26 protein-coding genes are annotated in these 24,413 nt (G+C 67.2%); 13 read left to right on the top strand and 13 right to left on the bottom strand.

From position 1 onward, the window contains the following. The first annotated feature begins 20 nt into the window (after nucleotides 1-20). Nucleotides 21-899 carry an MOSC domain-containing protein gene (locus DZC73_RS05630; RefSeq protein WP_124539174.1) on the top strand — a complete coding sequence of 293 codons (879 nt, stop codon included), beginning with the start codon at nucleotides 21-23 and terminating at the stop codon, nucleotides 897-899. Between the two features lies 1 nt (nucleotide 900). Here DZC73_RS05630 and DZC73_RS05625 read toward each other — a convergent pair whose 3' ends face one another. The 3 genes from DZC73_RS05625 to DZC73_RS05615 form a co-directional block, all read right to left on the bottom strand. Further along, complete coding sequence (locus DZC73_RS05625) at nucleotides 901-1,266, bottom strand: PspC domain-containing protein (protein ID WP_124539173.1); 366 nt, start codon at nucleotides 1,264-1,266, stop codon at nucleotides 901-903. A 184-nt stretch (nucleotides 1,267-1,450) separates the two neighbouring features. Next, entirely contained in the window at nucleotides 1,451-2,632 is a 1,182-nt protein-coding gene (locus DZC73_RS05620) for a maltoporin (protein ID WP_124539172.1), read from the bottom strand. 314 nt (nucleotides 2,633-2,946) lie between these two features. Next, complete coding sequence (locus tag DZC73_RS05615) at nucleotides 2,947-4,167, bottom strand: ROK family transcriptional regulator (protein ID WP_124539171.1); 1,221 nt, start codon at nucleotides 4,165-4,167, stop codon at nucleotides 2,947-2,949. A 226-nt stretch (nucleotides 4,168-4,393) separates the two neighbouring features. On the opposite strand from DZC73_RS05615, the gene DZC73_RS05610 reads away from it, so the two are divergent. After that, the gene (locus DZC73_RS05610; RefSeq protein ID WP_124539170.1) at nucleotides 4,394-5,497 is read left to right on the top strand and encodes a beta/gamma crystallin-related protein; all 1,104 of its coding nucleotides are present in this window, start codon (nucleotides 4,394-4,396) and stop codon (nucleotides 5,495-5,497) included. A 612-nt stretch (nucleotides 5,498-6,109) separates the two neighbouring features. Here the strand turns inward: DZC73_RS05610 and DZC73_RS05605 are convergent. Continuing rightward, nucleotides 6,110-6,574, bottom strand: a complete 465-nt coding sequence (locus DZC73_RS05605; RefSeq protein WP_124539169.1) for a hypothetical protein — start codon at nucleotides 6,572-6,574, stop codon at nucleotides 6,110-6,112. A gap of 114 nt (nucleotides 6,575-6,688) precedes the next feature. Here DZC73_RS05605 and DZC73_RS05600 point away from each other — a divergent pair, with 114 nt between their 5' ends. Next, entirely contained in the window at nucleotides 6,689-7,144 is a 456-nt protein-coding gene (locus DZC73_RS05600) for a hypothetical protein (protein ID WP_124539168.1), read from the top strand. 15 nt (nucleotides 7,145-7,159) lie between these two features. On the opposite strand, the gene DZC73_RS05595 is transcribed toward DZC73_RS05600, so the two are convergent. Genes DZC73_RS05595 through DZC73_RS05585 form a run of 3 tightly spaced genes read right to left on the bottom strand, consistent with a single transcriptional unit; the run spans nucleotide 7,160 to nucleotide 9,436 of the window. Continuing rightward, complete coding sequence (locus DZC73_RS05595) at nucleotides 7,160-7,636, bottom strand: SRPBCC family protein (protein WP_124539167.1); 477 nt, start codon at nucleotides 7,634-7,636, stop codon at nucleotides 7,160-7,162. Continuing rightward, nucleotides 7,617-7,976, bottom strand: coding sequence for an ArsR/SmtB family transcription factor (locus DZC73_RS05590; RefSeq protein WP_124539166.1), 360 nt, complete (start codon nucleotides 7,974-7,976; stop codon nucleotides 7,617-7,619). The genes DZC73_RS05595 and DZC73_RS05590 overlap by 20 nt, the downstream gene beginning before the upstream one ends. A 59-nt stretch (nucleotides 7,977-8,035) precedes the next feature. After that, the gene (locus tag DZC73_RS05585; RefSeq protein ID WP_124539165.1) at nucleotides 8,036-9,436 is read right to left on the bottom strand and encodes a peptide MFS transporter; all 1,401 of its coding nucleotides are present in this window, start codon (nucleotides 9,434-9,436) and stop codon (nucleotides 8,036-8,038) included. A 171-nt stretch (nucleotides 9,437-9,607) separates the two neighbouring features. On the opposite strand from DZC73_RS05585, the gene DZC73_RS05580 reads away from it, so the two are divergent. Next, on the top strand, nucleotides 9,608-10,060 hold the full coding sequence (locus tag DZC73_RS05580; RefSeq protein ID WP_124539164.1) for a GFA family protein: 453 nt from the start codon (nucleotides 9,608-9,610) through the stop codon (nucleotides 10,058-10,060). Nucleotides 10,061-10,099: 39 nt separating this feature from the next. On the opposite strand, the gene DZC73_RS05575 is transcribed toward DZC73_RS05580, so the two are convergent. Then, nucleotides 10,100-12,304, bottom strand: a complete 2,205-nt coding sequence (locus DZC73_RS05575) for a fascin domain-containing protein (RefSeq protein WP_124539163.1) — start codon at nucleotides 12,302-12,304, stop codon at nucleotides 10,100-10,102. 345 nt (nucleotides 12,305-12,649) lie between these two features. Here DZC73_RS05575 and DZC73_RS05570 point away from each other — a divergent pair, with 345 nt between their 5' ends. Next, nucleotides 12,650-13,453: an alpha/beta fold hydrolase gene (locus tag DZC73_RS05570; RefSeq protein WP_124539162.1), complete on the top strand. Its 804-nt coding sequence runs from the start codon at nucleotides 12,650-12,652 to the stop codon at nucleotides 13,451-13,453. A gap of 3 nt (nucleotides 13,454-13,456) precedes the next feature. Here the strand turns inward: DZC73_RS05570 and DZC73_RS05565 are convergent, their stop codons facing one another. Genes DZC73_RS05565 through DZC73_RS05555 form a run of 3 tightly spaced genes read right to left on the bottom strand, consistent with a single transcriptional unit; the run spans nucleotide 13,457 to nucleotide 14,766 of the window. After that, nucleotides 13,457-13,852 carry a DUF1801 domain-containing protein gene (locus DZC73_RS05565; RefSeq protein ID WP_124539161.1) on the bottom strand — a complete coding sequence of 132 codons (396 nt, stop codon included), beginning with the start codon at nucleotides 13,850-13,852 and terminating at the stop codon, nucleotides 13,457-13,459. Between the two features lie 15 nt (nucleotides 13,853-13,867). Further along, nucleotides 13,868-14,275, bottom strand: a complete 408-nt coding sequence (locus DZC73_RS05560) for a VOC family protein (RefSeq protein WP_124539160.1) — start codon at nucleotides 14,273-14,275, stop codon at nucleotides 13,868-13,870. Beyond that, nucleotides 14,272-14,766 (bottom strand): helix-turn-helix transcriptional regulator, encoded by a 495-nt coding sequence (locus DZC73_RS05555; protein ID WP_124539159.1) that lies wholly within the window; start codon nucleotides 14,764-14,766, stop codon nucleotides 14,272-14,274. The genes DZC73_RS05560 and DZC73_RS05555 overlap by 4 nt, the downstream gene beginning before the upstream one ends. A gap of 148 nt (nucleotides 14,767-14,914) precedes the next feature. Between DZC73_RS05555 and DZC73_RS05550 the strand changes: the two genes are divergently transcribed. Then, entirely contained in the window at nucleotides 14,915-15,625 is a 711-nt protein-coding gene (locus tag DZC73_RS05550; protein WP_235834994.1) for a hypothetical protein, read from the top strand. A gap of 17 nt (nucleotides 15,626-15,642) precedes the next feature. On the opposite strand, the gene DZC73_RS29625 is transcribed toward DZC73_RS05550, so the two are convergent. After that, entirely contained in the window at nucleotides 15,643-16,086 is a 444-nt protein-coding gene (locus DZC73_RS29625; RefSeq protein WP_161974463.1) for a GNAT family N-acetyltransferase, read from the bottom strand. 88 nt (nucleotides 16,087-16,174) lie between these two features. On the opposite strand from DZC73_RS29625, the gene DZC73_RS29620 reads away from it, so the two are divergent. Then, on the top strand, nucleotides 16,175-16,525 hold the full coding sequence (locus DZC73_RS29620) for a hypothetical protein (RefSeq protein ID WP_161974462.1): 351 nt from the start codon (nucleotides 16,175-16,177) through the stop codon (nucleotides 16,523-16,525). A gap of 29 nt (nucleotides 16,526-16,554) precedes the next feature. Here DZC73_RS29620 and DZC73_RS05540 read toward each other — a convergent pair whose 3' ends face one another. Then, nucleotides 16,555-17,055: an Lrp/AsnC family transcriptional regulator gene (locus DZC73_RS05540; protein ID WP_235834993.1), complete on the bottom strand. Its 501-nt coding sequence runs from the start codon at nucleotides 17,053-17,055 to the stop codon at nucleotides 16,555-16,557. Nucleotides 17,056-17,196: 141 nt separating this feature from the next. Between DZC73_RS05540 and DZC73_RS05535 the strand changes: the two genes are divergently transcribed. From DZC73_RS05535 to DZC73_RS05510, 6 genes are all read left to right on the top strand, one after another. Beyond that, nucleotides 17,197-18,609 (top strand): pyridoxal phosphate-dependent decarboxylase family protein, encoded by a 1,413-nt coding sequence (locus DZC73_RS05535; RefSeq protein WP_161974461.1) that lies wholly within the window; start codon nucleotides 17,197-17,199, stop codon nucleotides 18,607-18,609. Nucleotides 18,610-18,678: 69 nt separating this feature from the next. Next, nucleotides 18,679-19,128 carry an AprI/Inh family metalloprotease inhibitor gene (locus DZC73_RS05530; protein ID WP_124539154.1) on the top strand — a complete coding sequence of 150 codons (450 nt, stop codon included), beginning with the start codon at nucleotides 18,679-18,681 and terminating at the stop codon, nucleotides 19,126-19,128. Nucleotides 19,129-19,315: 187 nt separating this feature from the next. Next, on the top strand, nucleotides 19,316-19,945 hold the full coding sequence (locus tag DZC73_RS05525) for a hypothetical protein (protein WP_124539153.1): 630 nt from the start codon (nucleotides 19,316-19,318) through the stop codon (nucleotides 19,943-19,945). A gap of 13 nt (nucleotides 19,946-19,958) precedes the next feature. Next, nucleotides 19,959-22,313 (top strand): hypothetical protein, encoded by a 2,355-nt coding sequence (locus tag DZC73_RS05520; protein ID WP_124539152.1) that lies wholly within the window; start codon nucleotides 19,959-19,961, stop codon nucleotides 22,311-22,313. Beyond that, nucleotides 22,301-22,726, top strand: a complete 426-nt coding sequence (locus DZC73_RS05515; RefSeq protein ID WP_161974460.1) for an energy transducer TonB — start codon at nucleotides 22,301-22,303, stop codon at nucleotides 22,724-22,726. Before DZC73_RS05520 ends, DZC73_RS05515 begins: the two co-directional genes overlap by 13 nt. A 108-nt stretch (nucleotides 22,727-22,834) precedes the next feature. Beyond that, a complete protein-coding gene (locus DZC73_RS05510; RefSeq protein WP_124539150.1) occupies nucleotides 22,835-24,409 on the top strand; it encodes a patatin-like phospholipase family protein in 1,575 nt (524 codons plus the stop codon). Nucleotides 24,410-24,413 lie beyond the last annotated feature (4 nt).

Below are 24,413 nucleotides of genomic sequence, written 5' to 3'. Positions count from 1 at the left end.
GGCCTTGATGGAGGCGATCCATGCTGCGACACTGCGTCGCCTTTGGAATCGTTCCCATCGAGGGCCTGTCCGTGACCCCCAACGTCCGCGTCGTCGCCACGTTCATCCATCCCATCAAAGCCTGCGCGGCGGTGGAGCTGCCTTCCGTCACCATCGATCGATGGGGTGCGGCACAAGGCGATCGCCGCTGGGCGGTCATCAACGCGGAAGGCTCGGTGACCTGGGCGGGGGAGTTTCCTCGGCTGGTGCTGGTCATGCCCGAACTGCTGCCGCAGGGCTTGCGGCTGACGGCGCTGGACCAGGCACCACTGGACGTCGATGACGCCGACCTTCCGCCGCGCACCATCGGCATCTGGAACGACCTGGCCAAGCGCGTGGACCACTTCACCGTCGGCGATGCCGGCGACGAGGCCGCGCAGTGGATGTCCGAGGTCGTGAAGGCGCCGGTGCGGCTGGTGAGATTGGGCGACGATGCCGTCGGCCGCGACAGCACGAACCGCCTGCACGTGGTCAGCACGGTGTCATGCGCTGAGGTGGATGAACTGCTGGCGCAACGCGGCCTGCAGGCCGAATCGCTGCGGCGCTGCCGGCCCAACATCGTCATCGAGGGGCTGGATGCCCCGCTGGTGCCCTTCATCGAAGACCACCTCACGCAGATGCGCTGGCAATGCGGCGATGGCATGGTGTCGATGAAATTCACCGGCCGCAGCATCCGCTGCGTCGTGCCCAACGTCGACACGCGCACCGGCGAGGCGCAGCCGGTGGTGCTGGAGTCGCTCACGACGTTGTCGGCGCAGCGCTGGCCCAACGAGGCCGTGAGCTTCGGCATCTACGGCCGGGCCACCCCCGGTGCCCGGCTGGACCGAGGCCAGCCGGTGGAGGTGGAGTTCGGCTTCTGAATCACGAGGCGTGGTTCACCGGAGTCTGCAGCCGAGGGGCTTCGCTGTCTTGCGGCACGAAGATCCACATCAGCAGGTAGAAGAAACCGCCGCTGCCGCCGAACATGAACATCAGCGTGAACACCAGGCGCCACACCCAAGAGGCGATGCCGGTGAGCCGCCCCAGCCCGCCGCACACGCCACCCAGCCAGCGGTCGCTGCGGCTGCGGCGCAAGGCATTCACGGCTTCCACCGCGGATGCATCGCTGCTGCAGCGCGTGCCCAGTCCGTCGAGCAGGCGCGCCTTGGCGCGTGCAAATTCTTCATCCGACAGAACGCCCTTCTGATGCAGTTCGCCCAGCTTGGCCAGTTCGTCGCTCGTGCTCATGATCCGTCTCCAGTGGAGTGCTTCGATGGGCACACCTTACGCTTGTGACCGATCGGGCCCAAGCCCCCTGCGACAGAGTGCATGACAGCGGGGACAGGATGAAAAAACGGGCTCCCGAAGGAGCCCGAACTGACCGCTCTCGAACCTGCGAGAGCCATTTCTCAATGGGACATCAACAGGACACTCAGAACCAGATCTCGACCTGCGCGCCGTAGCTCGTGCCGGTGGTCTTGCCATCGCCGATGCCAGTCACGCCGCCCGCGCCGGCCGCCGCGTTGGCAGCGGCATTCCACTTCGCAGTGGTCACGTACAGGCGCAGTTCAGGACGGTTCCAGAAGCCAGGGCCGGTGGTGAGCGCCGGGCCGAAGGTCAGCTTGGCCAGCTTCTGCGTTTCGCCGCCGTCGGGCTTCTTCTGCGAATACGCCGCTTCCGTCAGCCACTTGAGGTTCCTGGTCATGGCATAGGACATGCGGCCGCCGATGGTGCCGCTGTTGGTCTTCAGGCCGGTGGCGCCGTCCTTGTCCTGTTGCCACATGGCCTGCGCCTGGCCGCCGAAGGCGCCGACCTGCCAGGTCAGGCTTTCGACGACACGGAACCCGCGCGTGCCGCTGGCGGCATCGAGCGTGCCGAAGTTCTGGTCGAGGCCGGCGGAGCCTTGCGCGAACTGCAGCCAGAAGGTGTTGCCGCCGCCCAGGCCGAAGACGTTGTCCTGGTTGTGCTGGAAGCTCAGGCCGAAGCCGCTCTTGCCGCCGCTGAAGTCGCCATTGACGAAGCTGCCGCTCACGCGCAGCTTGCCGCCGGGGTTGGTGTCCACGCCTTGCAGGTCGAGGTTCACGCGCGTCCCGGGCTTGGTGGCGCCGCCGTCGGTGCGGAAGTAGGCCAGGTTCAGCTTGCCCGATCCCACGTCGATGCCGTCCACGCCCGCGCCCACGCCGGACATGTTGACGTAGAAGGTGTCGACGATGTGCACGTCGGCGCGGCCGTAGAAGCGCTTGCCGATCCAGAAGGTGTTGTTGGGTGCGACGTCGAAGCCCTTGCCTTCGAGGTACATCTGGTTGATGCCCAGCTTGGCGTCACCGCTGTCGGTGCCACCGTTGTACATGTTGGTCATCAGGTTGGCCTTGTACTCGACGCCATCGGTCTTGAAGCCCTGGCTGAGCAGGAACTCACCGTAGAAGTCGCACTCGTTGCCCAGGCGGTACTTCAGGCCAGGGCCACTCAGGCCGTAGCAGGCGCGCGCGGCGTCCTTCTTGGTGGCACCGGGGCCGGTGCGGAAGTAGCCGCCCCAGTCCACCGCGCCGGCGGAACCGGCGAGGAGGGCGAGCGTGGAAGCCAGCGCGAGCGGCGCAATGCGGATGATTTTCATGAGGTGACTCTCTTGGATGTGGATGCACTTGTCCGCCCGGCCTGCTTCGATGGCGGGCCGGGAACCTTTGGGGATGCGCGATGAGGAACGCAACCGCGCCGCCGCGCCAAGCGCGGTGCGTGGAAGGTGCCGAGGTTTGTCTCCTGTTGCCTCTTGTGTGTGGCAGGGCGCATTGCGGCCGGTGGATGCTGGCCGCGACGACTCATCGCCAGGGCATTGTGGGGTGCCGTCTTCTTTTAATCAATAAGCTTGAATAATAGAAAACCCCAGAGTGTTGCGGGCACGCGAATGCGTTGTGCCTGCCGCGTCGCGGGTCAGGCCATGGGTTTCATGAACAGCGCGTTGTCGGGTGCCGTGGTCTTGTACAGCGGCAGCAGCGCCGCACCGATGGCCCGCGCTTCGGGGCCGACGCTGCCGATGCCGATGTTCGGCTGCGACACGCCTTCCCAGGGGTACAGCGCGAGGTGATGCTGCACCGACTCCACCAGGGCCTGCGCGAGGCCGCGGCCCATGGTGCCGTCGATGATCACGCAGGGCAGGTCGATGATGCAGGCCGCGCTGTGCACGGCCATCGAGATGCCGGGCGCCACTTCACGCAGCCATTTCTGCGTGTGGGGCCGCCAGCCGTCGGACATGGCGCGGTGGTCCATCCACGCATCCGACGCGAGGCCCGCGTCCACGTAGCGTGCCTCCAGGCTGCGCAGCGAAGCGATGCTCAGCAACTGCGCCGGCAGCGAGGCCGGCGACTTGCCGGTGCCCAGCGCAAGCGATCCCAGCGCACCCGCGTTGCCGTTCGTGCCCAACCGGAGCTGGCCGTTGATGACGAGGCCGCCGCCGATGAACACATCGATGAACACGTACAGGAAGGTATCGATCTGCCGTCCATTGCCCACGATCAACTCGGCCACGCATGCAGCGGAGGTGTCCTTCACCGCATGCACGCTCAATCCGTGGGCGGAGGGCAGCTGCGACACGCTGTCGGAAATGGAAAGTCCTTCCCACTTCTGCGCCAGCCTTGGAGGGAAGCCCAGCAGCTCGCCCCATCCGCCGAAGCTCAGCGGCGCTGCCACGCCCACGCCGCGCAGCCGCGAACGCAGCTTGGGCTTGATGAGCTGGCGCAGCGCCTTCAGTGCTTCCTCGACTTCGGCGAACAGAACATCCGGATCCGGGTACCGGTGCGCGGCCGACCAGCGTTCGCGGATCACGCCGGTGAAGTCCATGAGCAGCGCATCGAGCCGGCGTCGGCCGATGGACACGCCGATGAAGAAGGCGCCGTCGGGGTTGAGCGCCACGGGAATCGACGGCGCACCCACCTTGCCGCGTACCGGCTCCAGGCGCATCAGCAGCCCTTCGCTTTCCAGCCGCTCGATGATGAGCGCCATGGTCTGCACCGACAGATGGGTCTGCGAGGCCAGCACCGACTGCGGCGTGGGGCCTTGGGCGCGGATGGTCTGGATGACGATCTGGTCGTTGAACAGGCGAACGCCGGTCTGGTTCGAGCCCCTGCGCCGGGATGTTGCCGAATCTGCGTCCATCGTGGGCTGAACTCCGCTGTGGTGCCACCTTGATGCGACGGCAGTGTAGCCAAGGGCCGTCACACGACCGTGCGGCAGCCTTCGCGTGCGCCCTGCGCCTCAGCAACAGAGATTTACCTGAGTGAGGGCTGACCTGTGTCGTCGACGGTCATCGACCGTGCGTTGTCCGGACGACGCCGGTGCAGTGACGGCCGGTTCATGCCAAGACCACGGAAAGAATCCAACGATGAAGATCCTCCACACCGCATTCGCCGTCCTGGCCACAGCCCTGGCCGCCCAGGCATCGGCGCAAGTCACCTTCTACGAGCACGACAACTTCGGCGGCCGCGCGTTCACGACGCAGGAGCCGGTGTTCAACTTCAGGGACTACGGCTTCAACGACCGCGCGTCGTCGGTGGTCGTCACCGGGCGTCCGTGGGAAGTCTGCGAGCACGCTGAATTCAAGGGACGCTGCATGGTCCTGCGACCCGGCTCCTATCCGTCCCTGAGCGCCATGGACATGAACGACCGCCTGTCGTCCACGCGCCCCTACGTGCCCGAGCGCCCCAACCCCGGTAGCTTCGCGCCTCATCCGATGCCCGGCCAGATCATCTTCTACGAGCACAACGACTTCCAGGGCCGCGCCTTCGCGACGGAACAGGACGTGCCCAGCTTCGCGCAGTTCGGCTTCAACAACCGCGCGTCGTCGGTGGTGGTGCTGGGTGAGCGCTGGGAAGCCTGCGAGCACCGCGACTTCACCGGCCTGTGCGTGATCCTTCGCCCCGGCCGTTACCCGAACCTCGGCGCGATGGGCCTGAACGACAAGCTCTCGTCCGTGCGCGCCGTGCCCTCGGCGGCACGCTACGACGATGCCCGCTACGCACCGCGCCCGGTGCCGGTCTACGACTGGCGCCGTCGCCCCGAAGAGCGCGTGTACGAAGTGAACGTGAGCTCGGTGCGTGCCGTGTATGCGGCACCGCAGCAGCGCTGCTGGGTCGAGCGCGAGCAGGTGGTCCGCGAGCGGCGCAGTGAGCCGAACGTGGGGGGCGCGGTGGTGGGCGGCCTCATCGGCGGCATCCTCGGTCACCAGATCGGCGGTGGAACTGGTCGTGACATCGCCACGGTGGGTGGCGTGGTGGCGGGTGCCGCCATCGGCGCCAATGCGGGCCGCGACAGCGGGCAGGTCACCTCCACGCAGAACGTGCAGCGCTGTGCGGCAGTGCCGGCTCAGGGCAGGCCCGAGTACTGGGACGTGACCTACAACTTCCGGGGCACCGAGCATCACATGCAGACCAGCACGCCGCCTGGTGCGACGGTCACGGTGAACGAGAGCGGCGAACCGCGTCTTTGATTCGCTGCTGAATCTTTTGGCTGGAGGGTCGTCCGATTGGGCGGCCCTTTTTTTGCTTTTTGCATTCGATTGGGGGGGCCGCGGCAGGCGGCATGGGCCAGGGGCTGCGGCTGTGGCGGTCGGCGCGGAGCGCCGACTGCGCTGTGCTGCTCGCACCGAGGGGTGTGCCGCAGAACTCGCTACGCGCCCCTGCGGTGCGCTGCGCTCAAACAGCCGCGGCAAGCTAGAGGACGAAGCGCGCTGCGCGCGCCACCCCTCGGTGCTGCGCTGCTCGCCGCCACAGACGCAGCCCCTGGCCCATGCCGCCTGCCGCTCAAGTGGCAAAGGCTTGGCTCGACGAGAAAACCCAATGCTGCAACAGCAAAGGCGTGGGTGGGCTGGCTGGGGCGCGCATCAGGAAGCGGCGAGGAGCGGAGGGCTTGTGGTCGCGCGCGCAGCGCGCTTCGTTGACTAGCTCGGCGCGGTTGTTTGAACGCAGCGCACCGCAGGGGCGCGGAGTGAGTTCTGCGCCGGACCACAAGCCCGAGCACCGCAGCGGAGTCGGCGCAAAGCGCCGACCGCTTCCGCCGCGCGCCGCAGCCAGCCCACCCGCGCCTTTGCAAAACCGAAAGATCAACCCTCCCCAGCAACCCCCTGCGAATCCAACCCCCGGGAGGCCGACTCCGCATGCTGCACTTCATCCGGCAGATCGATCAGCTCCTCGATCACGAAGCGCCCGTACTTCTGCGCCCGCACCGCACCAAAGCGTTGCCCGGTCTGCGCCACTTTCCGCGCGAGCTTGTCGTCTTGCGCATGCACGATGAGGAAGTGATACCCCCGCTCGGCCAGCGCCCGATGCGCCTTCACCAGGTTCTGCTCCTGCCCCAGCGAAGACAAGGCCCCCGCATGCGCCAGTTGTGACTCGGCCTGCGCCAGGATCTCCTGCGGCGCGTAGTGCAGCACTTCACTGGCCGTGAGGCCGTCGCGCCGCAGTGCTTCTTCGGCGCGTGAAACATTCGCATCCGGCGGAAACGCCATCACCACATGGCCCACCGGCTTGAAGACGCCGAATGCCGTGGGTTCATCGGACTTTTGCATCGTTTGCTCCAAGGTCGTGCAATGACCGATCGTCCAGTCCGGTGCGTCGGCTGTGTACAGGAGCGTGGCGCGTCTTCCCGTCGGCTGTGTCCTACGTGCGCCAGCACCGGTACCATGCGTGCCATGGACCACAACCCCTACCAGCCGCCCCGGTCGGATGTTTCCGATGATCCGCACGGGAAGGCCATGCCGCCGACCAGCGTGTACGTGGCCTGCGGGCTGGTCCTGGGGGCATTGGCACTCGGCCTGCTGGGCCTCTTGCCCGGCGTCCGGCCGGAAGAAGGCGAGCCCGTGCCGGCGTGGTTCACCCTGGTGCTGGTGATCGTCTTCGGCGGCGTCACCGTGGTGCTGTCGCTGGAGACCCTGCGCGGCCGCAACTGGGCCCGCTGGGCCTTGCTGGCCTACCTTGTGCTCGGCTGGTACCTCACCGCGCCCGACCTGCCCGTCAACTTCGACCGCGCGCCGATGGCTGCCATGATCGACTCCGTCGGCATGGTCATGGAGCTGGTGGCCACCTGGTTGCTCTTCTTCGGCGAAGGCCCCAAGTGGTTCACCAAGGCCAGGCGCTGATGCGCTGATCCACCATCAGCGCAGGGACAGCGCGAAGGCGTCCAGCTGGTCGATGCAGGTGTTCCAGCCGTCGAAAAAACCCATCTCTTCGTGGCGGTCGCGCGTCGCCTTGTCCGGATGCATCACGGTGGCCCCGTAGCGCGTGCCGCTGCCTTCGTCGGCCATGGTGATGATGGCGGTGAAGCTCATCCACGGCGTGTGGGGCCGCCAACCAGCGACGAGCTGCGAGGTGAACACGATGCGCGACTGCGGCGCGATGTCCAGGAAGCAGCCCGGGTTGTCGCTGGTGCCGCCATCAGGCCCCTGCATGAAGGTGTGGAAGGCGCCGCCCGGCCGCAGGTCGAAGGCGCGCACCTCGGTCGTCCAGGGCTTGGGGCACCACCATTCCTTGAGCAGGGCCGGGTCCGTCCATGCCCGCCACAGGGTGGCCCGCGGTGCGCGCACGAGGCGGGAGATGACGAGGTCGTTGACCTCAGCGTTGTCGTTTGCCACGAGAGATGTCCTCCTGGTGAAGTTGCTCCGCGAAAGCAGCCATGCGGTCGGTCCGTGCCTCCCACAGGGCGCGCTGTTTGGCCATCCATTGCTCCGCCTGCGACAAGGTCTTGGGCACGAGCTCGCAGGTGCGGACCCGCCCCTCCTTTCTGGAGCTGATGACCCCGCAGCGTTCCAGCACCGACAGGTGCTTCATGAACGAGGGCAGGGCCATGTCGAAGGGGGCCGCCAGTGCGGACACCGTTTCCGGGCCGCGGCCGAGCACGCTCACGATCTTGCGGCGCGTGGGATCGGCCAAGGCGTAGAAGACCTCCGACAGGTCGGCGCGTTGGTTAGCCATTTGGCTTAGTATGCGTGTATTGGTAGGGTGGGTCAAGCGAAGCGGACCCACCCTGCGGATCAGCGTTGTTCCGAGTCCGGCGCCAGCAGTCCGCCGAAGAGGAAGCGCACCGCCAGCAGCAACACCCCGGCGCTGGCCACCAGCACCGCATGCAGGCCCCAGAACTCGCGGCCCGGCATGGTCTCCAGGAAACCGGCCAGCCAGCCCACGAAGGTGTTGGCCAGGAACAGGTGCAGGTAGTACGCGCCGATGAGCAGGCCTTCCATGCGCCGTGGCGCGGCGCGCGAGTACAGCGCCAGGCCCACCGGCAGCACATTGGCGAAGCCGAGGTCGTTGACGATGGTGTAGCCCAGCGTCCAGACGAGGCTGATCTTCTCCTGCGAGTTCTCGATCAGTCCTGCGGCGATGATGAGCATCGCCGGTGCGCCCGCGGCGATCAGGGAGCCCAGCGCCATCTTCGTGAGTTCGTCGGGTTCGCGGCGGCGCGTGGCCCACCAGCGCCAGAACGCGATGGAGGCGACCATGGTGCCGGTGCTCACGATGGCATCGATCGCCTGCAGCCAGGTGACCGGCACCGACCAGCCGAAGAGCAGCAGGTCCATGTGCTTCTGCGACCACAACGGGTAGGCGTTGTTGAACTGCTGGTTGCCCACCACGCTGAGCATCAGCACGGGGATGAGCGCGACGAGCAGCACCAGCCGCGCGACCTCGGTGCCCGTCATCGCGGGGCGGGGCGTGGCGTCGGAATCTTGGCGCTTGAATTCCGGCTCGGCCGGCAGGTGCTTGCGGCCGGCCAGGTAAACCACCAGGCCGAAGAGCATGCCCACGCCTGCGGCACCGAAGCCCCAATGCCAGGCGACTTTCTCCCCCAGCGTGCCGCACACGATGGGCGCGAGGATCACCGCGATCTGCACCGCGAGCATGAAGATCTGGAAGGCGCTCGCACGGCGCTTGTCGCCGGGGGCGTAGAGGTCGCCCACCTGCGCCGCGATGTTGCCCTTGAAGCAGCCCACGCCCACCAGCAGGCAGGCCAGCGCGATGAGGAAGCTCGCCTCGAAGGCCATGAGGAAGTGACCCGCGGCCATCAGGCTCGCGCCGATGACCACTGTCTTCGTCCGTCCAAGCAGCCGGTCGGCCACGAGGCCGCCGAAGAGCGGCGTGAGGTACACGAAGCCGGCATACAGGCCGAACACGACCGAGGCCAGTTGCTGCGGCGAGCGCGGGCCGGTCACGCTCTCGATCCAGCGGCGGGCGGCATCCATGCCGGCCACGTGGCCGATGTTCTCCGGCAGGAACAGGTAGTTGGTGAGGTACAGCACCAGCAGCGCCTGCATGCCGTAGTAGGAGAAGCGCTCCCACAACTCGCAGAACGACAGCCAGCCCAGGCCGGCGGGGTGTCCGAAGAAGGCACGGTCGCTGCGGGTGTCGCGGGCGACGCTGGTGGAGAAGGCTGTGGTCATGGGTGTCGACACGGCAGCTCCGAAAGGTCGTCAGGGTGGCGGATTGTGCCTCCCGCCGGTGGCGCTGAAGGCCCGTGAGGCCTTCGGCGAAACCCTAGTTGCCGCCGCCGGCGCGTCGCCGTGCCGTACCGTGCGCATGGCTTCCATAATGCAGCCTTCCAGGAGCACGCCATGGTCATCCACGGAGCCTGTCACTGCCGCAACCTGTCGTTCACGCTGAGCTGGGATCCGGACCCCACCGAGATCCAGGCACGGGCCTGCAGTTGCTCGTTCTGCGTGAAGCATGGCGGCGTGTGGACCTCCAATCCGGCCGGCAAGCTGCGGGTGCATGTGCAGGACGAAACCGCGGTGTCGCGCTACGCCTTCGGCACGCACACGGCGGACTTCCATGTGTGCTCGCGCTGCGGTGTTGTTCCGGTCGTCACCAGCCGCATCGACGACCACCTGTATGCCGTCGTCAGCGTGCACGCCTTCGAGAACGTGGAGCCTGCGCTGTTGCGCCAGGTGCCGGTCACCTTCGAGGAAGAAACCGAAGCGTCGCGGCTCGCGCGCCGCCAGCGCGGCTGGATCTCCGACGTGGAGTTCATCGTCGATTCGCCGCACCAGGAAAAAGCGCCGGCTTGAAGCCGGCGCCAGGCGATTCGCGGTCTCAACCGCAACGCTTCAGGGGAAGTTCGTCACCGTCGGCGTGCCCGCCGCATTGCACACCGTCTGCGCGCCGGTGTTGTTGATGACGTGCACGATGCCGCCGTTGTTGCCCAGGCACACCGAGATCATGTCGTGGAAGCGCACGTTCGGGGTGTTGGGCACCTCGATCGCACGGTCCAGCAAGATGCCCCCGTTGGTGAACACGCTGTAGATGCCCAGGCCCCAGGCTTCGTGGCTGGTGACGGAGTCCGCCACCTTGTAGGAGGCGTAGCCGCGGCCGGTCGGGCTGTTCCATGACGACTGGCTCGGCACGTCGTACGGAATCTCCGACTGGTAGAAGTACACCCGGCCGCCGTTGCCGTTCCACACCACCTGGTAGCTCTCAAAGTGCTCCACGAACAGGCCATAGATGGTGACGTCATTGCCGTTCACCCACAGGCCGTTGGCCGACGGGTTGGTCGTCCAGCCCACGCCCGCACCATGGTCCGCGCGCCACAGCCAGGTGTGGTCCACGATGGTGTTGTTCGAGTTCAGGCTGAGGCCGATGCCCACGCGCCCCGCGGCAGCGCCGCCGATGCGGAAGAACAGGTCGTGCAGCACGGTCGGGTTGGCCGCGTGGTTGGCACTCGCGCCGTTCGGCCCGATCTCCATCAGCACGCCCGACTCTGCACTGCCTGCATCGAGGAAGAGGCCCGAGATGGTGAGGCCATCCACGTCCGCGGTCTTCACCAGCGGCTGCCCGTTGTCCGAACGCAGCGTCGGGAAGCCCAGCCCGAAGAGGATGGTGTTCGGGTTGTTGACCTGGATCGTCTGCGTCAGCACATAGATGCCCGGCGTGAACAGGATGTGCTTGCCTGCGGCGAGCTGCGCGTTGATGGTGGCCGCGCTGTCGCTGGGCTTGGCGATGAAGAACTGGTCGATGGGCACGGTGGTGCCGGGCGTGGTCGCGCCGTTGGCCCAGCTGATGCCCGCGCTGTTGGTCCGCAGCGAGGGCACGCGCACCGCGTAGTTGCCGTTCGCATCGATGAACAGGTACGGCTTCTCGCGGATGATCGGCGTCTGCGCGACCTTGGTGTAGCGCTGGCCGGCGGTCGGGAAGTTGCCGGCCGGCGGGTTGGGCACGCCCACGAACACCATGTTCCAGTTCGAGCCGGTCCAGCTGCCCCACTGGCTGTTGCGCGAGATCCATTGCTGCTGCGAGGCGGAGTTCACCTGCCCGTCCACCAGCACGTCGGAGAACCATCCGCCGCTGGACCAGCCGTTGTTCTGGTTCAGCCTGATGTTGCCGCGCACGTGCATGCGGCGGAACGGAATGGCCTGCGACACCGCCCATTGCATCGTGTTGTTGCCGATGCCCAGGCTGGGCGTCACCGAGAAGTTCTCGGCGCCGCGCCAGAAGTTCTGCGTGGCGTTGTCGCCGTCCAGGTAGGCATTGGAGCGCAGGTCGCCATTGACGTAGACTTGGTCCGGATGGCTGCCCAGGCCCAGCACCTGCGTGTAGAAGCCCACCGGGATGCGCAGGTTGTTGTACGTGCCCGGCTGCAGCAGGATGGCATCGCGCCGCGGCCCGAAGTGGTTGGGCTGCTGCGCGTTGTAGATGCTGTCGATCTGGCTTTGCAGGTTCGGCGTGGACGGGCTGTAGATGTGCACGTTCGGCCCGAAGTCCGGCGCCGTGCCCGGAGGCGTGGTGGGCTGGTCGGATATGACGAACTGCTCCCAGGCCTGCACCGTGTTGCGGTTGGCGACGAGCGCGCCGCCGATGTTCAGGTCGGCCGACACGTACAGGTTGTTCGCCGCCGCACGGATCGCCACCGTGCCGTTGCCTTGCGGCACCAGCGTGAACTGTTCCCAGCCGTTGATGGCGGTGCGGTTGGAGATCAGCTTGCTGGTGTTCGGCGCGGCCAGGCCGATGTCGGCCGAGACGTAGTTGCCGCTGATGGTGGCCTTGAACGACACCGTGCCGTTGGCGTTGCTGACGATCTCGAACTGTTCCCAGGTGCTGGCCGTCTGGGCCGTGGCGGTCAGGAACGACGTGCCGGTGGCGGTGGCGCTGACGAAGGCGTTGTTGGCCACCGCACGGATGGTGGCCGCTTGGGCGGTGTTCCATGCGCCCAGCAGCGCGGCCGATGCGGCAGCGCAGGCGAACCAGCGGCTTGGCAGCCTGCGGCGGGGCGTGGCGGCAGGCGGGCGCGAGGCGGCGCGCCCAAGGGTTGACTGCATCAGTGTTCTCCTCACGAGTTTGAGAGTGATCCCTCCCCGAGCGGGCACGCGGCGTGGGCATGCCTCTTGTGGCGGTTCGTCGCGCTGTGGGTTTGCGCGGGTGGTGTGGTCGTGGCCGCAGGACACACCATGTATGGAACCGATTCCAAATCCGCAGGGATTGTGAACACTTTTCTCCGGATGGCGATTGAGGGTTAGCCCGGAGGCCTTTGCAGCTCGATACATGTCGCCAGCAACTAGGCTAGTGCCGGCCGGGCTGGGCGCCTGGTTTGACCTCCCAGGTCATGGATTTGGTACTGCGCGGTTCCTAGACTGGCTGCACACACCGACCAAGGAGCGCAGACCATGAATCGCATCAGCACCGCAGACGGCACCCGGCTCTTCGTTCGCGACTGGGGCAGCGGGCAACCGATCGTCTTCCTGTCGGGCTGGACCCTGTCTTCCGACGCCTGGGGCTACCAGATGACGCCGCTGTCCGAGCGCTTTCGCTGCATCGCCATCGACCGCCGGTCGCATGGCCGCTCCGACGACCCCGGGCGCGGATACGACTACGACACCCTCGCCGATGACCTGGCCGCCGTGCTGGATGCGCTGGACCTCACCGGCGTGACGCTGGTGGCGCATTCATTCGGCGGCGGCGAAGCGGTTCGCTACCTCACCCGCCATGGAACGCGCCGCGTGAAGCGGCTGCTGCTGCTCGCGCCTGCGGGCCTGCCTTGCCGGCGGCAACTCGACGGCAACGAAGGTGTGCCCGACGAAATGATCGGGCAACTGGTCGACACGATCGGCCACGACTTCCCCGGCTGGATCGAGGCCAATGCCCTGCCGTACTTCATGCCGGACACGCCGCGCGCCGTCATCGACTGGACGGCACGCGACATGACCCGCACCTCGCTGCTGGCAACGGTGGCGTTGACCCGCCTGCAGATGACCACCGACTTCCGCGCGGAGCTCGCGCGGTTGGATGTGCCCACGCTGGTCATCCACGGCGATGCCGACGAATCCGCACCGATCGACCTCACCGGCCGGCCCGTGGCGGCCATGGTGCCGGGCGCCCAGCTGGTGGTCTACGAAGGCGCGCCGCATGGGCTGTACTTCACCCACCAACGGCGCCTGAACGAGGACATCGCCCGGTTCGCGGGCTGCTGAGCGCTACCCGCGGGCCGAGGACTTGTTCAAGGCCACGGCCGCACGGATGAGCGCCTTCAGGGCTTTCTCGTCCAGCTGCTGGCCTTCATGGAAATCGATGGCGCGCCTGACGTTTCCATCGAGGCTGGAATTGAACAGGCCGGCAGGATCCGGCAGCGAGGCGCCCTTGGGAAAGGTCGCCTTCACCGCCTTCTTGTAGCTTTCACCGGTGCAGACGATCCCGTCGTGCGACCACACGGGGTTGCTCCACTTCCACTCCTCGACCACCTCGGGGTCGGCCTCCTTGATTAGGACGCGCAGCCGCGCAAGCATCTCGCCGCGCCAGTCGCCCAGCTCCTCGATGCGCCCGTCGATCATCTCCGAGGCGGAAGCGGTGCCCGCCGGTGAACTCTTCTTCATGTGTCGTCTCCAGATTCAGCGCCGAGCCTGGATCATCTTCCATCCGTTGCCCGACGGATCACGAAAACCCGCGTCGACGGTGCCGTAACGGTCCACGGGCTCCTGCGTGAACTCGACGCCGTGGCCCAGCATGCGGTCATAGGCTGCGCGGCAATCGGCCACGGTCAGCACCATCGGCGGCATCGCGCCCTTGGCCACGAGGGCTTGCAGCGCCTGCGCGGTGGCGGCGTCATGCATGGGCGGGCCGGGCAGGAACAGCCCGAGCTGGAACGAGGGCTGGTCGGGGTGCTGCACCGTCAGCCAGCGGTAGTCGCCGTTGCGCACGTCGGTGTGGACGCGGAATCCGAGCTTGTCGACATAGAACGCGCGCGCTTCTTCCTGGTCTCGCACATACAGACCGATCACTTCAATGCCTTGGTTCATGGGACCTCCTTGTTGTCACCGGTGTCGTTTGTACCTGCCGCCTCGCGCCGCCGCTTCTCCAAAACTGCGATGTTGAGATCGGGCCGGTGCGCGGCCCGCAGCACGCACGCCGGCACGCGGTCGAGGCCCTGGTTCTCGGCGCGCGCACGCGTGCGCACAGCGCCCGGGTTCTCGCCGGTGATGTCGCGGAAGGTCCGCCCGAAGGTGCCCAGGCTGCTCCAGCCGGTGACGAAGGCGATCTCGGTGATGGACAGCTCGGTGTCGCGCAGCAGCGCGGTGGCGCGCTCGATGCGGCGCGTGAGCAGGTAGCGGTGCGGCGGCAGCCCGAAGGCCTGCTTGAACGAGCGCGCGAAGTGCGCCTCGGACACGCCGCTCACGCTGGCCAGTCGATGCACCGGCCAGTCCTCGTGCGAGGCGGCGTCCATGCGGTCTTTCGCGCGCAGCAGGCGGCGCAGGAGATGAGGGTCTTGCTCGGCGGGGGCGTCACTCATGCAGCTTCCAAGGCGATGGAATCGTCGACCGACGATTGTGTCGCCGATGCAAAACGTTCCTAATTTGCACTTTGGCGCGGGGGCGATCCTGAGGCATCCGCGGAGGCGCGGTTCCGGCCACTATCCTTGCGGCGTGATGCGTGACCGGTTGCTTTCCAAGTCTGTGCGCCGATGGATCGGCCTGGCCTTTGGCCTGGTGGGCTCGGCGTCGGTGTGGGCCGAAGCCGGCTACTACGTGGTCACGCCCTATTCGACGCCGGGCCAGCTCTCGGTCGACCTGCGCTACTGGACCGTCGATTCGAGAGACCGCGATGCGGTGCTGTGGCCGGAGGCCGGGCTGCGCTACGGCGTGACCAGCCGGTGGACCACGGAGCTCTTCGTGAGCTTCATCGGCCCGACGCTGCGCCAGCAGGGCGTGGACTCCTGGAACTGGCAGAACGACTGGCTGCTCACGCAAGGCCAATACAGCTTCGACCTCGCGCTGCACACGCAGCTCATCCACGAGCCGGACGAAGGCAACCTGATCGAGTTCGGCCCGGTCTGGCAGACCGAGTTCGGACGCCTGCAGATCAACGCCAACCTCTTCTTCGAGCGAGCCCTGTCGGAGCCTGATGGGACCGAGGCGAAGTACCAATGGCAGGTCCTGGGCCGGCTGCGCCCCGGTGTGCGCTGGGGCGTGCAAGGCTTCGGCGAACTGGGCCGCCTGGGGCATTCGGAAGATCCACATTCCGACCGCCTCGGTCCGGTGCTGAAGCTGGGACTGGGGGAGAAGGCCCAGCTCCAGGCGGCCTATCTCTGGGGGCGGGTGTATGGCCGCCGGGCCGAGATGTTCAGCGCCCAGTTCCTGTATTCGTTCTGAACCGGCCGGCCGTCGCTTCAAGCCAGCGTCTTCGCCCACAAGACCTGCAAGCCATGCGGCTCCAGCTTGGTGCCCACGGTGACGAAGCCACTGTGGAGATTGATCCGCGCCATCGCTGAATTCTCGTGGCGGCTGGATGTTTCCACCACCGCGAAGCCGCGCTCGACCAGCCACTGGTGCTGCATGTCGGCCAGACGGCTGGCCACGCCTTGGCGGCGCCACTGCGGGTGCACGGCGCCCAGCCAGCTGTAGTACTTGCGTTCAGCGATGGCGTAGCCGGCCTTGAAGCCGATGAGCTCGCCCGCCTGCCGTGCGCAGAACAGGCTGACGTCGGGCATGTGCGTCAGCCGCCATGCGTGGTCGATGGTGGACGTTTCAAAGACGTGCTCGGACAAGGAAGCCACCTCGGCGATCAGCTCGGGCGGGATGTCGCGATGGTGCAAGGCGTAGTCGATGGACATGGGATGGTCTGCAGGGGTGTGAGACAAGTCACAGAGGCTGGCGCGGGCCAAGTGATTCTCGCTGGGCGCGGGCAGCACAATCGAGCGCATGGCGTTCCTATTCGCAGCGGGCGTGGCCGCAGTCGTCTTCTTCATCGTTCGTGTGGTGCTGACCATGCTTGGCCTTGCCGGCTGGGGGCTGGTGGCGGCCATGCTGCTGGCGTGGCTGGCCTTTGCCATCACCTTCACGCTGCGGGTCAAGCCGCGGCGGCGCCAGCCGGGCGAGCCTGACCCGGTGCCGCTGGGCGGCGCGCTGATCGCCGGTGCCTTGGGTGCGGTGGCCGCGACGGCGGCGGCCAAGGCAGCCGACGACCTGGCAAGCGATGTGGCAGAAGATGCCGTGGACGCGACGCTGGACCTCGCCGGCAGCGCCATCTCGGGGCTGTTCGGCGACGATTGACCTTTGCATCGGGCCGTTTGCCCAGCGGGTCAATCCGCCAGGTGCGGACTGGGCCCGCGTTCGAGCAGCGTTGACAGGGCGATCTGCGTGCGGGTTCCTTCCACGCCGTCGACCCCATGAATCTTTGCCAGCAAAGTCTCCAGGGCCTGCGTGTCGCGCGTGCGCACCTTGAGCAGGATGCCGCTTTCGCCGGTGACAGTGTGGATTTCCTCGATGTCGGCCAGCGATGACAACGCGGCCACCTGCCGGGCGCGCTTCACGGTGCTGGTGATGACTTGCACGAAGCACAGGAGCGGACGGCCCAGCTTGGCGCCATCGAGCCGCGCCACGGTGGCGAGGATGACGCGGTCGCGCTTGAGCCGCTTCACCCGCTCATGCACGGCGGGGGCCGACAGGTGCAGGGCTTGTCCCAGTTCGCCGTAGCTCAAGCTGCTGTCGTCCGCCAGCAGCCCTAACAGCTTTCGGTCCACGGCGTCCAGGCGGGCGGCGGTGCTGCCCTCTGGCTGAAGTCCATTCGTATTTTTGGCCATGTGGTTCAGAGTGCTGTATTTGTTGAATGACATTCAAGAGAATGGAAGAACGACAGAACATCATTCGGTGGAATTCTAATGATTCATCGCCCGCAATCACAGCATCCGGCTGCCTCATCCGAAGCCGGGTGGCCAAGCCGCTTGCTCGGAGACGTCACGCCTCAGGCGTTCGCGAAGGCCGTGAGCCGCGTGGGCGACAGCCAGCAGCAGAAGCCCATGCAGCGCGCCGTGCAGGTCATCGACGCAGCGGGCGCTGCCGCCTTGCGCAACATGGGCGTGCCGGCCAAGGGGCGCCCGTTGAACGATGTGCTCACCCAGCTGCTGGAAGACATCCACCCATGGCGCGCGAAGATGGACCATCCCCGCTTCTTCGCCTTCATTCCCGGCCCGGCGTCGCCGCTGTCCGCGCTGGGTGAGCTGGCCACCGCCATGCACAACGCCCACGCAGGCAGCTGGCTGCAAAGCTCAGGCGCCAGCGCGATCGAGATGGGACTCATCGAATGGCTCGCGTCTCGCGTGGGCCTGCCGGCCACGGCCGGCGGGCTCTTCGTGTCGGGCGGCTCGATGGCCAATCTCACCGCGCTCACCGTGGCACGCGACCAGAAGCTGGCGCCGCACGAGAGATCCATCGCCGTGGCCTACGTTTCCGAGCAGACGCATTCCTCCGTGGCCAAGGGCTTGAAGATCATCGGCTTCCTGCCCGACCAGATCCGGCGCATGCCGACCGACGATGCGTTCGCCATGGACATGGCCGCACTGGCCTGCGCCATGGAACAGGACCGCGCTGCCGGCCTCAAGCCCTTCGTGGTCATCGCCAGTGCGGGCACCACCAACACCGGCAGCGTCGACCCGCTGCGGGCCATCCGGGCACTCTGCGACCAGCATGGCCTGTGGATGCATGTGGACGGCGCCTACGGCGCATCGGCGGCGCTGTCGCCGGCCCATCGAGGTCTGCTGGATGGGATCGGCGAGGCCGACAGCCTGAGCTGGGATGCCCACAAATGGCTGTTCCAGACCTACGGGTGCGGCATGGTGCTGATGCGCCATCGCGAGCATCTGCCGCAGAGCTTCCACACGCGGCCTGAATACCTGCGTGACGCGCAGACCGACGCCGACCAGGTCAACCACTGGGACCTGGGCGCTGAGCTGACGCGGCCGGCCCGCGCGATGAAGCTGTGGCTGACGCTGCAGGTGCTGGGCTCACAGGCGATGGGCGATGCGATCGCGCATGGCTGCCAGCTGGCGCAATGGGCCGAAGACGAGCTGCGCCAGCACGCCGGCTGGGACGTGGTGTCGCCCGCCCAACTGGCCATCGTCACGTTCCGCATGACGCAGCCGGGCTTGTCGCCGGAGGACACCGACGCGCTGAATCGCGCCATCTCCAGGCGTGCGCTGGAGGATGGCTTCGCCGCGGTGCTAACGACCCAGTTGAAGGGGCGCACTGTTCTTCGCATCTGCGCCATCCACCCGGATGCGACCGAGCTGGACATGCGCGAAACGATCCGGCGCCTGGATGCCTATGGACGCGAATCAGCCATGGCTTTGACGCTGTAGTGCTGGACCAGGGCTGTGTTGGTACCGGACAGTACACTGGCCCGCGGACAAGCGTTCACGGCATCGGACATGAGTTCCACAACAACCTTTCATCGCCGCTCGCGCGTCAGGCTGGCCCTGGCTGCTGCCGCGTTGCTGCACGCCCTGGCCGCCGTGCCCGTGCAAGCGGCACCGCTCCCTGCGGCAAGCGGCCCGGCGTCGTCGCCGGCAGCGGCCTTGCCGGATGCCGGCACCTGGACGCTCTCGAAAGACGGCGAGGGTGCACCCGCCTGCCGCGTGAAGCTCGAACGACGGCGCGTGATCGGCGGCTCGGCGATCAGCGCATCGCCACGCTGCTCCGGCGTGACGGCACGGGCAGAGGATCTCTACGCCTGGCACCGCAATCCTGCGGGCGAGCTGGTGATGAGCGATCCGCAGCGCCATGCGGTGTTGGTGTTCCATGCGCTGCCCAACGGCGTGTGGGCGACCGGCGAGAGCGACGAGGACCGGCTGCTGCTGCAACGGGTGCGCGGGCGCTGAAGCGGCGTTGCCGCGCAGGCAGGGCGCCCCTCCTGCGGTGTGACGGATTTCGCAGTCGACTGCAAGACCTTCGCTTGCATCCCGCCGAATAAGGGTTCCGACCAGACACCCGGCGCGCGGACTTGCGCGAGAGTCGCGACCGAGCCGCCGACTGCGCTCGGCGCACGAGTCCACCGAGGAGACCTTCATGTCCGTTCGTCGCTTCCTGGGCGCGGCCTGCGCCGCCTTGACCCTGGGTGCTGCCCACGCCGCCACGCCTGCGCCATCGGCCGCGCCGCTGCAGCTGTCCGTCGCCGGCCAGGCGCCTGTCACGCTCGCGCACCTGCGCACGCTGCCGCCCGACACGCCGGTGCGCACCGCAGGCGGCCGTGTCGTGACCGCCAAGCAGATGATTGCGCTGACCGACGCCATCCGCAGCGCATCCAGCAGGCCGCGCGTCGCCTCGGAGACCGGCTTCTCCCACCCGCAAGGGCCGGCTGCCACGGAGTTGTCTCGCGGCGCGTACCTGCCGGCGGTGCTCAACCGGCCGGGGAGCGACGTGGTGCAGCTGCCCAACGGCGCCAAGCTCACGGTGTCCGACCTCCACCGGCTGGACGCTGTCATGCAACGCTGGAAGGGCCACGGCATCGTCCAGGCGCAGCCGAGCCGGCCGAACCTGGCCGGACCCGCGGTGGTGGTGCACGACGCGCATGAGCTGCAGGCGCTGCAGGGCAAGCCCGACAGCACGGTGCTCGAGAACGCCAAGGGCGTGCGCGTGACGCTGGGTGAACTGCGTGCCCAGGCCAAAGCCACCGCCGTGCCCAAGCGCGCTCGCTGAAGGAGGGTCGACCATGCGAGCCATCTTCAACAGCCTGCGCCGCGGCGCTCTCGCGCTGCTGCTCCCTCTGGCGCTTTTCCTGCCCGGCGCCGCGCATGCCGACGCGCTGTCGCTGCTCGACAGCATCGTCTCCGTCGCTGGCGTCTGGCCTTCCGAGCTGCCCAGCATCAACACCATCCGCGCCGTGCCCGGCGCGCTGCAAAGCTGCGGCAACCTGTCAGACAGCGAATTGATGAACTGCGCGCAGGCCATCATCGACAACGCCGACGTCGACCCTGGCGATGCGCAGAAGGTCGAGACCGCGATCAACATCTACCTGGACCTGGAGAAGGCCGACTACGTGGCGCTGATGAAGGACAGCGGCCCGGTGATCGGCTGCCTTGCCGCGCAAGTCATGACGGGCTTCGATGTCTGCGGTGCGCTCGATGCCATTGTCGCCGTGGGCGAGGCGGTGGCTGATGTGGTGGGCGCCTTCGTCAGTGGGCTGGGCGCTGCGGCCGAATGGATATCGTGCCTCTTCGGATGCTCCAGCGACAGTGGCCCGCCGATCTCGGAGACGATGTTCACGAACCTGCGCGACAAGTTCGGCAACGAGGGCCTCACCGCGCACATGGACCCTGGTGGAGGAGGCGCGTGGACGGCGCACCTGGCCAAGGTGAACGATGGCGCCAAGCAGATGGCAGCGCAGATCAATGGCCCGCTGAAGGTGGAGTTCGTCAAGCAGGCCGACATCACCGCGGCGGTCACCGCCTACATCGCCTATGCCGGCGAGCGCTGGGACGCCGAGATGGACGCCACCGCCTGGGACCGCTCGCGCAAGGACTGGCAGGCCTGGACGCAGAAGCAGGGGCGCGCTGCGATGGTGAGCCTGTACAACGCCGACCCTGCGGCCCGCGCCGGGCTCGTGAAGACACTGACGGCGCAGTGCATCCAGGCCGATGTCTTCGGCAACGTGGTGCGTGCATGGCGCCAGGAGCGCGGCAAGGTCAAGCCCAACTCGACGCTCAACACGCTCGCCACGCCGGAAGAGTTCTGCACCAGTTGGATGGCGACTGCGAAAGCCGAGAAGGCGGCGACCAAGCGGAGCGAGGCATTGAAGGCGCAGTGCGGCGTGCAGTCCGCCACTGGCGACTTCGACAGCCTGCAGTGCAAGACCTACGCCGGCCTTGGCGCCTGCCAGGCGGCGCGCAACGCATTGGGCGTGGCCTTGGGCAACTTCTTCGGCAGCCCCGCCAAGGGCGGCGGTCTGCCCAACTGCTCGCCGGTGCCCAGCGGTGCGGGCGCGGAGTTCGCGGCCTTGCTGTCGCAGGTCGACCCCAAGCACCGCTGCACGCTCAAGGGCGACGGCAAGACCGTGGGCTGCACACGCGACCTCTCGGTGAGCAAGGCCTGCCAAGTCGCCGTGAAGCTCTACCCCACGCAGCAGTCGTCCACTGGTGACACTGTGGCGTCCAACCGGCCCGTCATCGGCGACATCGCATGCGTGCTGCAGCGTGATGCGGCCTACCAGGCGCTCGTCACGCAGGTGCAGGGCACCGCCGAGCAACTGGCCCAGGCGCTGGAGAACAGCGCGCGCGGCGACGTGGAACGCTACAACGCCGACCAGTCCAACCCGTCGCGCCGCCTGCGGCTGGTATCGGGGGACTACAAGGCTGCGTTCACGGTCAATGCCAGTGACCCGCTGTTGATCGATGTGGTCTATACCGATCCGGCGGAGAGCCTCGTCACGGGCCTGGTGCACAAGGCCAATCCGCCGCTTGCGCCGCGTGATGCGAGCGACCCCGACAACGATGGGCAGGACCAGCCCGGGTTCAACGTCGTGCATGAGATGACCTCGAAGCAGCGGGCGTTGATGGATCAACTTGTCCAGGCGATCGAGGCGGCGAAGAAGAGCCGGCCGGCGTTGTCGGGTGGTGGCCTGGTCGGTGGCGCTGCGGTGACGGAGCGGGTGACCGGGGCGCCGGTGATCAACCCGGCGCTGGTGCAGGGCGTGAATGCGCAGAAGGCGCAGGGCAACCCCGTGGCCGCGCCCGCGACCGGGCAGGGCGCGGTGATCAGCGTGCAGCGTCAGGGGCCGACGCCGGCCGCGACGATGAATGGCGGGGCGCTGGCGGCCGGGGCCAAGGCTGCGAACACGGCGGGTGGCGTCGGCATGGCGACGGGCGCGCCGACGGTCACAGGTGCCGGTGCTGCCACTGCCACGACCACGGTGCATTCGCTGGATGTGAGCGGGCAGAAGCAGCTTGCCGAGGCCGGGTGCAAGGCGGTGGTGGGCGAGCCGGGCGCATGGTCCTGCGCTTCGCCGCGTGCGATGGATGTGTGCAAGAAGCTGCTGGCGGACAAGAAGGTGGCAGCATGCAAACCGTGATGCGACCGAGTGCCCTCTTCATTGCGTTTTCGCTGGCCACGGGCGGCGCCCCTGCTCAGCCGTCTTCTGCGCCCCAGTCTCGCGAAGAGATGCTGAAGCGGATGACCACGGCGACAGGCGCTGCCCGTGCTTCGGCGCCTGCGTATTCGAGCGCCTATCCGCAGCGCATCCGTGACGCGGTCCGCTCACACCTGCTGTTGCCGGAGCCCATCGAGGGCAATCCGGTGGCAGAGGTTGAGGTGCGAACCAAGCCCGACGGCATCATTGCGTCGTTCACTTTGACACGCAGCAGCGGCAGCCCGGCGTGGGACACGGCGGTGTTGCGCGCCGTCGAGAAGACGGGTCGTATTCCGCCAGACGTTTCGGGTGCCGTGCCTTCAGTTCTGGTCATGGCGTTCAGGCCCAAACCCTGAGTCCTCCTGGCCGGCCGCGTGATCGCCAATCGCCCGATCCGCGGTGGCTGCCCATGTCAAACTTTGAGCTGCGATCACCGCCTCTTTCGACACTGAACGCAGCGCTTCATGACACTTTCCGACCCTCGATCGAGCCTCGACGAGCCGATCCATCAACTGTCACTGTCCGGTGGCGGCTTTCGCGCCGCCTTCTTTCACCTGGGTGCCTTGCATGCCTTGGCCGCACAAGGCCGCCTGCGCGAGGTGAAGATGCTGGTGACCATCTCGGGCGGATCCATCGCCGCGGGCTTCTTTCTGCAGGAGTGGCTGGCCGCGACGCGGCGTGGCCCCGTCAGCGACCAGGAGCTGGCGCAGTGCGCATTGCGTGCCCAGCAGGCCTTGTTCCGCAAGAGCCGGCGCAACCCTCGTTTGCGTGTGATGGCGTCCTTGCGCGCGCTGAGCAGCGGGCTGGTCCGCAACGAGTTCGGCTTCTCACAGGCCATGGCGCGCATCAACCGCCGTTGGCTCGCGGGCTTGCACCGGGTCACCTCGACGGGGTTGTGGCCTGCGGCGCTGCCTGAATGGCGCATCGCCTGTTCCGACTATGCGCAAGGCAACCGCTGCGTGATCGTCGTCGGCGACCGTGGCCTGCCGCGCCAGCCTGACGCCGGCTACCTGACGATGAACGATCTGCCGATTGCACGCGCCATTGCATCATCCAGCGCCGTGCCGGGCGTGTTCGAACCCATCCGCTGCGGCGAGCGCTACCTGGGCGATGGTGGCGTGCTCGACAACCATGGCTTGCGCGAGTTCAACCTGGGCATTGGCCCCGCCGTGTGCATCGATGCCTCGGCGCCCGCCTTGCCCATGCGGCCGGTGGATGGCTGGGGCACGCCGATGCGGGCCATGGACCTGATGATGGAGCAGACGCTTGGCGACGTGCTGCGCGAGCCCAGCTACAAGTGCGCACTGATCTCCTTGCGCAACCCGGTGCTGCAGCCAAGCGGGCTGGACTGGTGGACCCACCTGCGAGCCCTGCGCACCGACCTCGACGATTTCACCGCCACGGAAGCGCACCTCTTGTTCCTGGCCGGCTACCAGAGTGCCATGGGCAGCGCCGACATTCCTGATGGCTGTCCGCAGGACATGACGGCGTTGTGGAACGCCATGAGCCGGGCCGCGCCTGAGGATGCGCCGGCTGCGGATGGCCTTCGGCTGGCCGACGCCCGCACCGCCTGCATGGACGACCTGGAGCGAGGGCAGCATGTGCTTTTCGCGGGGATACAGAAGCGGTCAGCGGCCTCTGTGGCGGCGACGCTGGGGTCGCTGTTCATGCTGGTTTTGACGGTGCTGGTGTTGAGCTTGATGGCTCGCCTAGCCTTCAACGCCGGCATCACGCTCATTCCCAGATCCATCCGGACGCTTTCGACCGATGCGCTGCTGATACTGGGCTGGGCGGGCTGCTCGGCGTGGCTGTGGCAGTTCCACACGCCCAGGGCTGGAGCGATGTTCTACAACGTGCGGCAGTGGGTTGGGATTCTGGCTGGGCCTGTTGTGCTGCCGGCGTTGGTGGTGATGTCCATTGCGTTGCGGGTCAAGGCGGTGGCGTTTTCCACGCGGGATCTGACTGCGTGGACTCGGACGGCTTTGCTCAACTATGAGCGGCGGCGGCAAGCTACTGTGGACTTGAGGGGCACCAAGTAACTTG

This window comes from Rhizobacter terrae, assembly GCF_003852895.1.
Taxonomy (GTDB): Bacteria; Pseudomonadota; Gammaproteobacteria; order Burkholderiales; family Burkholderiaceae_C; genus Albitalea; species Albitalea terrae.
The sequence above is the reverse complement of the archived record's forward strand: the minus strand, read 5'-3'. Positions and strand labels throughout refer to the sequence as shown.